Source organism: Dietzia sp. (assembly GCF_036741115.1).
Lineage (GTDB): Bacteria > Actinomycetota > Actinomycetes > Mycobacteriales > Mycobacteriaceae > Dietzia.
Genome location: NZ_DAINST010000044.1, coordinates 6,155 through 9,575, shown reverse-complemented (window position 1 = coordinate 9,575; position 3,421 = coordinate 6,155). Strand labels below are relative to the sequence as shown.

The window sequence follows — 3,421 nt, the reverse complement described above, 5'->3', positions numbered from 1 at the left end:
TCGGCTTGCGCGTCGCCGGTGCCCTCGGAGACCTTGACGATGTCCTCGAACCCGGCGGGGATCTGGAGGTTGGCGGGGGCGTCGAAGGTCACGGAGTTCGGAACGCCCTCGACGGGGTTCACCAGCTCGGCGGTGTACGGGGCAGCGGAAGCCGCACCAGCGCCCACAACGGCTGCACCGCCGGCGAGAATGCCGGTCAGCGCGACGCGACGGGCGGTGTTCTTGGACGGTGCGGAATGGGCTCCCACGTGACGTTCTCCTTTAGATCATGCTCCACCGGTGTCCCGGAGTAGGTTGTGTGACCAGTTCCCTCACTGGCCGCCCACCCGGTCTCGCTCCGATGGCCTTCCCCGACCCCCGCCGTTTGCGAGTGTTGCTTTCGAGGTCTCAAAAAGATTACGAAATCGTGACGAGCGTGTCCAACACGTTTGGGAGCCGGAGGCGAATTTGGCGGCACGGTCCCGAAAATTCGACCTTTACGCTCATTCGGGAACAAAACGATCACAATTCTGCATCATTGGGTCGCAAGCTCATGCGCTGCGAATTTCGCGCGAAACTAAAATCATCCTTAGCGCGGACGGGCGCGAGGACGGCCACCGGGCACCCTTTCGTGTGACTTACGACACGGTTTTCGTTTTGGGCGTGTCCGCGTCGTTATCTGGCGGACGGCGCGCCGGCGGAGGCGCCTCCGAGCCCTTTCTGGCGTCCGCGCGTCGCGGCCAACGGACACTCCGGATACCTGCCGTCCCCTCCGACGCCGTGCCCCTCTTCGACCAACACGTCTCTGCAGACCCCGCAGATGGAATGTCGTCGCCCGCTCCTAGGCTCTGTAGCCATGTCCCCCAACGATCGTGGTGCCGCCCGGGCCGCGCAGCCGCTCGCGCGGACTCCGGAGCCGCGCCAGGAGTCGCTGTGGGAGGCGGAACCGCCGCTCTCGGAGACCTCGTTCGTCGTGGTCGACCTCGAGACGAGCGGCACGTCCCCGGGGAAAGCCGAGATCACGGAGTTCGGCGCCGTGCGCGTCCTCGGAGGCGAGGTCGTCGGGGAGTTCGCGAGCTTCGTTCATATCGGCACACCGCTCTCGCCGGAGATCGTCCGGCTCACCGGGATCACCGATGCCGACCTGCGCTCGGCTCCCCCGCTCGCCGAGGTCTTCCCCGCCTTCCTCGAGTTCGCTCGCGGCGCAGTGCTCGTCGCGCACAATGCGCGGTTCGACATGGGATTCCTCAAGGCCGCCGCCGAGCGGCTCGGCTACGAGTGGGACTTCTCCCCCGCGCTGTGCACGCTCGTGCTCGCCCGGCGCATTCTCCCCAAGGGCGAGACCCGCTCGTACCGGCTCGGGGACCTGGCGGCGCATTTCGGCGCCGGCACGACGCCCAATCACCGGGCCCTCTACGACGCACGCGCAACGGTCGACGTCCTCCACGGGCTCTTCGAGCGGGTGGGCAATTGCGGCGTGGCCACGCTCTCGGACCTCCGCGCGTTCGACAACAGGCTTTCCCCGGCGACGCGGCGCAAGGCCACGCTCACCGCCGCGCTGCCATCCGGTCCCGGCGTCTATATCTTCCGCGACTCGACTGGCGTTCCTCTCTACGTCGGCTCGTCGGTCGATGTGCGAGCGCGTGCCCGCTCATACTTTTCCGGTGGAGACAGCCGCACCCGGATGCGCACGATGGTCGGACTCGCCGAGGAGGTCGAGGCCATCGAGTGTGCGAACGAACTCGAGGCGTGGGTGCGCGAGGAACAACTCATCGATTCGCTCCAGCCGCCGTTCAACAGGCGCTCGCGGGCGCCGCGCAGGGGTTGGTATGTCGCGCCGGGTGCACGTGAGGGCACGGTTTCCGCGCGGCGCGAACCCTTCGATGGCTCCATCGGCCCCTTCCGCACGAAGGCCGAAGGGCGCGACGCCGCTCTTCTCATCGGCACGGAGCACTGGGGGGCCGTGGTCGCCGGGGAGCACGCAGGCGGGCTCGAGGCCGCGATCGAGGAGATCGAGGGGCTCGCCGAGAGCGGTCGCTTCGAGCGCGCGGCCCGGCGCCGGGACGAGCTCGCCCCGGCGATCTCCGCGCTCGGCGCCGTCCATTCCCTCGGCCCCCTCGCCGCCGTCGGCGAGATGATCCTGGCGCAACGGGCCGGGAGATCGTGGACCTTCGCCGTCATCCGCCATGGCCGTCTGGCCGGGGCCGGAACGCTGCCGCGGGGAGCGGATCTCGAGACGCATCTCGGGGCCCTGCGCGCGGCAGCGCGGCACATCGAGCCGGGACCCGGGCCGTTCTCGGGCGCGAGCCCTGCCGAGGCGCGGCTGGTTGCACGGTGGATGGACACCCGCCCCACGCGCATCGTCGCCGTAGAGGGCGAATGGTCCGAGCCCGCGCGCGGCGCTCAACGCCTCACCGAATGGGCAGAAACCGCCAGGACAGCCGCCCGCGAGGCGCGCAGAGCACTGGGATAATTCCGACAGTATTAAATGCGCCTCCTGCGCGCCTACCGCTACACCTCGTGCGCGGCGGTGCCGCGCAGGGCGGTTCAGGCGTTGACCGCCTCGCCGAACGACACCCACTTCGTCAGCACCGAACGAGCTGCGCCGGAGTCGATGGATTGCTCGGCGGCCGCGATCCCCTCGGCCATCGCGTCGCCGAAATCGACATCCAGCCCAGGGTTGCGGAAGGCGACGATGGCGGCGGCCGAGTTGAGCAACACGGCATCACGGACGGCTCCTCGCTCGCCGTCGAGCAGGCGCCGCGCGACCCCCGCGTTGACGTGCGAATCCCCGCCACGCAGCTCCTCGATCCCCGACACCGGCATCCCGAAGTCCGAAGGGTGGATCTCCGTGACGGCGAGTTCGCCGCCGTGGACCCTGACGACACTCGTGGGACCGGTCGTCGTGACCTCGTCCAGGCCATCCGAGCCCCTGACGACGAGCGTGTCCGTGCCCCGGAGGCGGAACACATCGGCCATCGTGCGTGTAAGCCCCTCGAAGGCACAGCCGATGAGGTTCCGGCGCGGCTGGAGCGGATTGGTGAGTGGACCGAGGATGTTGAAGACCGTGGGCACCCCGATCTCACTGCGCGCCTGACCGACATAGCGGAGCGCGGGATGGAAGACGGGCGCAAAGCAGAAGGTGATCCCTAGTTCGTCGAGGGCGCGGCCGACGTCCCGCGGGGAGAGGTCGATCGCCACGCCGAGCGCCTCTAGGACATCCGCGCCGCCGGATTTCGACGAGGCCGCCCGGTTGCCGTGCTTGGCCACGGGGATACCGGCGCCGGCGACGACGAGCGAGGACATCGTCGAGATGTTCACCGTGCCCTGCCGATCTCCGCCCGTGCCGACGATGTCGACGCAGTCCGAACCGGTTTCAGAGGGCACGCGGACGGCGAAGTCGACCATCACGTCCGAGAGGCCGGCGAGCTCCTCCGGCTCG

At 69.0% G+C, this 3,421-nt stretch carries 2 protein-coding genes and 1 pseudogene; 1 reads left to right on the top strand and 2 read right to left on the bottom strand.

Going from position 1 to position 3,421, the window contains the following annotated elements:
- Nucleotides 1-248, bottom strand: a pseudogene (locus tag V7E05_RS08380) (hypothetical protein); the annotation flags it as partial.
- 587 nt (nt 249-835) lie between these two features.
- On the opposite strand from V7E05_RS08380, the gene V7E05_RS08375 reads away from it, so the two are divergent.
- Complete coding sequence (locus V7E05_RS08375; protein WP_333619210.1) at nt 836-2,452, top strand: DEDD exonuclease domain-containing protein; 1,617 nt, start codon at nt 836-838, stop codon at nt 2,450-2,452.
- A gap of 74 nt (nt 2,453-2,526) precedes the next feature.
- On the opposite strand, the gene trpD is transcribed toward V7E05_RS08375, so the two are convergent.
- Nucleotides 2,527-3,421: anthranilate phosphoribosyltransferase (trpD, locus tag V7E05_RS08370; RefSeq protein ID WP_333619209.1), on the bottom strand; the 895-nt coding region annotated here is incomplete at its 5' end.

Coding starts and splice junctions, on each gene's coding strand:
- V7E05_RS08375 (WP_333619210.1), top strand. CDS start 836: ATGTCCCCCAACGATCGTGGTGCCGCCCGGGCCGCGCAGCCGCTCGCG.